Here is a 5,873-nt window from a genome sequence, read left to right on the forward strand (position 1 = left end):
CAGGGCGCCCCGGACTGGTGGGCCCGTACGCGTGAACACCCGGCGCCGGCCCGCCTCAACCGCGGAAACCCACTCACTGACCCGGGCGACACTCAAGATCATCGCTAGCGCCAACGGCTGCACGGATACTCCTCGACCCCCTATATGCAGTAGCGCTCCGCCCAGCGAGTAATGCCATCGCCGACGGGCAGAGCTGCCAGTCCACCCGCGTAGCGATCGGTCGGCTCGCCCGCTTTGCGTCGAGCCGTCGTCTTGCCGGTGCGTAGTCGGTAAGGGACTGGGTGCCAGTTTCGAGGATGTGGGCGTTGAACATCACAACGGCAGGCTCGAACACCTCGGCGGCAGCGGGTCGCGGGTTCCGGAACCTGACGAACTACATCGCCCGCTCGTTGCTCGAAGCCGGCTGATTCAAGACCCCCCGAGTGCATCCTCGATTGCGTCGAGCCCCTATACTCGACTTTCGCACTTTTCCAGGGCCCGAAATACCGGATTACTGAATCAGAAAACGAAAAGGGGGATTTAGCAAACGGCGAGAAAATCTTCCGCACGCCGACCGCCGAAGACCAAAGGTAACCCAGGATGTGTCTTGGCGGAGCCAGACGATCTGTGTCCGATCCGGTGGTCGCCTTGCGTATCTCGAAGGAACGTCGCCCGGATCCCCCGCCCCGACCGGCGGTGGGATGATCCGAGCCCCCGGATCGACGGCCGGGACCGCTGGTGTGCCGCCCTCTCGGATCGGGTGGTCGAGCGCGGCTTCCCTGTGCTGGTCCGGTATGCGCGACCGACGGGCTTGTGAGGGGTGGTGGTCGGGTGGACGTGCGGCGGGTGGTCCAGGTGTGGGCCCGGCAACCCGACGGCACGGACAAGGTCGGGTCCGGTTACCTGATCTCCGGGTCGGCGGTGGCTGACCGCCCGGCATGTTGTGGGTGGCGTGTGGGAATCTGTGTCGCGCTGCCCCGGCGTCGGGTGCGGTCGGGCCGGCGGACCACGGTCGGGCTCTCGGTTCGGCACCACATCGGGCGCCCGAAGATCCTCGAACTACCGGCATCGGCCTGGATCAACGAACCCCGGAACGACGATCCCGCGGCCTGACAATCACTCCCGCTGGCCTCATCCAGCTTGACAACTTCCAGGCGGCTGCGACAACCCAGCGAGGAGGTCTTCACACCTCCTTCGGTCCTCAGCGCCTCACGGCGCACCAGCGCCTCTGGCGCACATCCAGAGGTTCAAGCATTGCTCCGCCCCATTCGTGACAGAATGAGTGAGTCATCGGTATCACCACCCCCGAGACAGGACAGACACAGATGACGGCAGACTCACAGATCCGTCCGATCGGGCCTGCTGATCTGCCTGAGGTCGTGACGCTGCTGACCGAGGGATTCCCGGGGCGGCCCCGGGCCTATTGGGAGGTCGGCCTCACACGCTTGGGGGAGCGGGCGGAACCGCCTGGCACCGAGCAGTACGGCTATGTGATCGACCACGGCGGCCTGACGGGGGTTATTCTCGCGATTTCCTCCGACCACGCGACGCCCGAGGGCCCACGGGTCTATACGAATATCTCCAGCTGGGCCGTCCGACCGTCGAGCGGAATCCTGGATGCCCTACAGCTATTGAGGCGGGCGGCGTCCGCGCCAGAGGCCACCGTGACCACCTTGTCGGCCATTCCCGATACCCTGAAGTTGCTGCGCCGGCTCGGCTTCCAGTGCTGGACCGAGGGCCAGGTGGTGGGGATCGGTACGGCTTCAACGGGACGGGCGGGGGTGCTGGATCTGGAGGCGGCACGAGCGGCGGGGCTCGATGAGCGTCGCGCCAGCGTCCTGGCGAATCATGCGGCGATGGGTTGCCTAACCCCCTGCCTTCAGGTACGGGACGGGCTGACGCCGCTCATCTTCCTGCCGCGCCGGATCGAGCGGCTGGTTCCTGTTCGAGCCGCGCAATTGATCTACTGCGCGCACCTCGCGGATCTGCTGCCTCACACTGCGGTCGTCTGGCGCTGGCTGGCCGCGCGTGGCTATCCGCTGATGATCGTTGATGCCTCGGGACCGTTGCCTGGGATCAGGGGCCGGTACTACCCGGGCCGGGCTGCGAAGTACTATCGCGGGCCGAACCCGGGGATCGACTGCGACCACACCTATTCCGAGATGGTCTACCTGGGGTTCTGACTAGCGCAGCCGCTTGACCGCACCGACCAGCCGTTGGCGCCCCAGTTGCGCCACCCCGTAGCGTTCAGTCGCGAGACGCCGCACCGTGTCCGGCGTCCAATCCTGCGTGAAGGTGTGCCGCGGCAACAGCCAGCCCGGGAGTTTGGCGCGACGCGCATCGCTGGTGTAGACGGTGCGATAGGAGCGCAGTTTGCGCAACACTCGGCGGTCGTAGCTGCCGAAGGGGATGGCGAAGCTATCGATCGCCTCTCCGGTGACCTCACCCAGCAGCCGGCGCGAGTCGTCCACCTCGTGGGCGAGCTCGGAATCCGTCGTGCGGCGTAGGTCGGCGTGGGCCCAGCCGTGGCTGCCGATCCCCATCCCGGCCTCCCGGAGTGCCTGGATTTGGTCGGACGACAGGTACTTCGGCTGCTCGATCCGGCCAGCGAGGACGAAGAAGGTCGCTGTAAGGCCTCGGTCGCGCAGCACCGGCAGCGCCTGCTCGTAGTCGCTGAGATTACCGTCGTCGAAGCAGATCTCGACCGGTAGGTCGGTGTGCTCGGCAAGACCCGACACCGCATCAGCCATGGTTGGCCACAGCGCGGACGGGCACCAGTACGGCTTCTCAGGCTCGGGAACACCGGGCCAGGGATCGCCGATCCCATGGAAGAGCACAATGAGCCGCTCCCGGTTGGTCTGGGTCATGGTGTGCGGTGTCCTCGCATTCAGGCGGAGAGGCTCTGGGTCGTGGTCGTGACCTACATTCTGCCCGCGCTGCAGCCAACGGTCACCACCGCCAGCGCTGGCACGAGGTGCGGAGCGCGTTGCGCGTCAGGATGGTGCACCATGCCTCCCGGCCGGCCTTTCCGCTGTGGCAACCCTGAACCGGTTCGGGCTCAATCGCGAGATCCCTTCAGCAGGTGCGGGCGCCGAAGCACACAGTGAGGCCGTCTAGTTCGGCGTGCACGACCTGCACCGGCAAGTCCAGCGGGGCCCGCAGGCCATGACGCTGAACCCAGACCAGGATCGGGGTGTCGGTGAGCTTTGCGCAGACCTCGGCGCGCGTCCAAGCCGCCCAGAACTCCGCGGCGGGATCGTTGCACTGACGCCCGAGCACCTCGTCCACCTCTTGGCCGAGCAGTTCGGCGTCGATCGCGAATGTGCCTGCGGTGCAGGGGCGCCAGCACAGGCGCCGTCCGTCCGAGGTGTAGCAGTGGGCGCCCTCGCACCCGGTCCCGCAAGGATTGGGACGACCGCTCCCGGAGGCGTCCGGGGTGACGACGACGTGATCGGAGGAGGCGATTTCGCGCAGCCGGGTCAGATGGATCCCCCCCCGTCCACCACGATGACCTGACCGTTGATGTTCGTGTCGGCGAACAGCAGGGTGTCGACGATCGGGATGATGTTGCCCGGCTCGGAGAGGCGTCCGGTGGGGGTTCGGCGGGTGATGATGTCTAGTTGGTTGGGCCCCAGCACGCTCGACATCTCGGAGGCGAAGAAGCCCGGGGCGACGCTGTTGGCGAGCACCCGCCCATGCATCTCGCGGGCGATCGCGCGCATGGCGGAGTCGAGGCCGCCCTTGGCTGCGGAGTAGGCCACGAGGCCCGCGTACCCGCGCTGGGCGCAGATCGACGTCACGAACACGATGCGTCCACGGCCGGGTCCGGCGGTGATGCGCCGCAGCACGGCCCGCGTGAGCAGCAGCGGGGCCTCGAGGTTGGTTGCGAGGATGTCGTGGATGCGGTCGGGGGACGTGTGCATGTGAAGGCTGTCCTGGCCTATTGCCGCGTTGTTGACCAGGCCGTCGAACGGGCCCAGGGACGCCTCAGCGTCCCTCACGAACTGGCTGACGGCGGTCGCGTCGGTCACGTCCACCGAGCGGACCACGACGCGGTCGGGCTCGGCGTCCGCGACGGCCTGAAGCTCGGGGGTGATCGTCCGCGCGAACGCCGCGACCTTCGCCCCGCGGTCGACGATCAGTCGGACGATGTCGAGCCCGAGGCCGCGTGAGCCACCGGAAACGAGCACGGAGGTGGCTGGCGGGGTGGCGGGCACGTCTTCAGACATCGGTCTTCAGGCTTCCTGTCAGTTTGATGGAGTCCAGGAACCGGAACCGCCGCGGCACAGCGGGGTCGGACAGTCGTGCCGCGCAGTAGCGCGCCAAGTCGTCTTCGGTGACGGACGGGTTCGAAAGGACGACCTCGGCCTGGACCACCGTGCCCACGAGGGGCGCGCGGCGGCCCCGGGCGGTTGCCCACGCGACACCCGGGTGCTCAAGGAGAACCCCGCGCACCTGTGACGCTGAAACCTTGGTGCCACCGACGTTGATCTCGTCGGACGAGAGGCGTCCGGTGATGTGCACCCGGCCGTCGCGAACCTCCACGCGGTCGCCCGTGTGGAGGAACTCGTCCACACCCTCGCCGCGGTGGGGTGAGGCGATGACCAACTCGTCGCGGTCGATGCTGAGAACGGGGCGGTCGCCGTCGGTGCCGCTGTTCGACCTGCGGTTGCCCAGCCAGCCTTCGGGAAACCCCGCCAAGCCGTCGTGGACGGCGATGGACGCCCCCGCCTCGGAGGACGCGTAGATCCAGGAGACACGCGCGCGGGGGAAGGCTGCGGCGACTCGGTCGAGGACGCCCTGGTCGACGGGCTCGCCACCGAGGGTGACCTGTGCGAGAGGCACTCGCGCCAAGGCCTTCCCGCTCCGCAGCAGCGCCTGCCGCCAGAATGTCGGTGTACCGGACGCGGCAGTGACGCCGTGGGCGAGGGCGTCGTCAGCCCATGAGTCGAGGTGGTCCGGGGGGACGAATACCACGTCCTGCCCCGGGATGGTGAGGGCGAGCGTGACTATCTGCCACCAGGCGTAGGCGCCGGGGGTGTAGGGGCAGAGCCAGGTGCGGGCAGGTTGGCGGCCGTGGACGGTGGTGAGGGACTCCAGCGTGTGCGCGACGCGTTTGGGACGTCCGGTGGAACCGGACGTGAGCAGCCAGAGGCGACCTGGGACGGCCTGGCGAGGCATGGGGGTTGGTGAGACGCTCAAGGAGCCCCTGTCAACGTGGACCACAGCCAGGCCTGTACGCAGCAGTTCGTCGACGAGGGACGCGTCCGCGCGGCCGGCGGACCCGATAAGGCTCTCGCGGAGCCTGGAGGTCGCGTGGGTCCAGACGACGCGAAGGGCATCCGCATGGGAGGCGCCGAAGAAGGCCGAGGCGTCGGGGGCAGCCACGGGCGCAAGATCGGCCCACGTTCCCTCGAACGATCCCGCCACGAGGCGGTTGCAAGCACCGGCGGGCAGGCTCATTCGGAGAGGAGGATCTCGATAAAGTCGAGGACGTCGCCGACGGTGTGGATCTGGCGGAGGCCGGGGGCGTCGAAGTTCAGTTCCTCGCCGACTTCGTCCTCGACGCGGAGCGCGAGTTCGGAGAAGTCGAGTGAGCGGAAGCCGATGTCCTGGAGCTCGGCGTCCTCGCCTGAGGGAAGCCCCTTCCCCTGCTTAGCCAAGACTGCCGCCATCATTGCGCGGACCTCGCCACGTATCAGTGTGGGCATCGTTCCTGCCTTTGGTTCGGGGGCTCGTGCAGTCTAGCGAAGATATGTTCGACAACATCCAGGTACCACCGAAAGCGGCCTGACCCCCCTGACCGTCCGCCATCCAAGCCCGAGACAGCACCAGCCAGGCGCAGCAGCGACCGCACCGCGGGCACCCCCGCTCGATCACTCGCCGCGTAGACG

At 67.8% G+C, this 5,873-nt stretch carries 6 protein-coding genes; 1 reads left to right on the forward strand and 5 read right to left on the reverse strand.

The window, feature by feature from the left end; genetic code table 11:
- Positions 1-1,358 precede the first annotated feature (1,358 nt).
- The gene (locus tag VIM19_01640) at positions 1,359-2,162 is read left to right on the forward strand and encodes a hypothetical protein (GenBank protein HEY5183615.1); all 804 of its coding nucleotides are present in this window, start codon (positions 1,359-1,361) and stop codon (positions 2,160-2,162) included.
- On the opposite strand, the gene VIM19_01645 is transcribed toward VIM19_01640, so the two are convergent.
- The 5 genes from VIM19_01645 to VIM19_01665 all read right to left on the reverse strand — a co-directional run bounded on the left by VIM19_01645 (position 2,163) and on the right by VIM19_01665 (position 5,690).
- Positions 2,163-2,846 (reverse strand): polysaccharide deacetylase family protein, encoded by a 684-nt coding sequence (locus VIM19_01645; protein ID HEY5183616.1) that lies wholly within the window; start codon positions 2,844-2,846, stop codon positions 2,163-2,165.
- Positions 2,847-3,054: 208 nt separating this feature from the next.
- A complete protein-coding gene (locus VIM19_01650) occupies positions 3,055-3,258 on the reverse strand; it encodes a hypothetical protein (protein HEY5183617.1) in 204 nt (67 codons plus the stop codon).
- 200 nt (positions 3,259-3,458) lie between these two features.
- Positions 3,459-4,208, reverse strand: coding sequence for an SDR family NAD(P)-dependent oxidoreductase (locus VIM19_01655; GenBank protein ID HEY5183618.1), 750 nt, complete (start codon positions 4,206-4,208; stop codon positions 3,459-3,461).
- Positions 4,201-5,160, reverse strand: coding sequence for a class I adenylate-forming enzyme family protein (locus VIM19_01660; GenBank protein HEY5183619.1), 960 nt, complete (start codon positions 5,158-5,160; stop codon positions 4,201-4,203). The genes VIM19_01655 and VIM19_01660 overlap by 8 nt, the downstream gene beginning before the upstream one ends.
- A gap of 278 nt (positions 5,161-5,438) precedes the next feature.
- Positions 5,439-5,690 carry an acyl carrier protein gene (locus VIM19_01665; GenBank protein HEY5183620.1) on the reverse strand — a complete coding sequence of 84 codons (252 nt, stop codon included), beginning with the start codon at positions 5,688-5,690 and terminating at the stop codon, positions 5,439-5,441.
- Between the last annotated feature and the right edge of the window lie 183 nt (positions 5,691-5,873).

The organism is Actinomycetes bacterium (assembly GCA_036510875.1).
Taxonomy (GTDB): Bacteria; Actinomycetota; Actinomycetes; order Prado026; family Prado026; genus DATCDE01.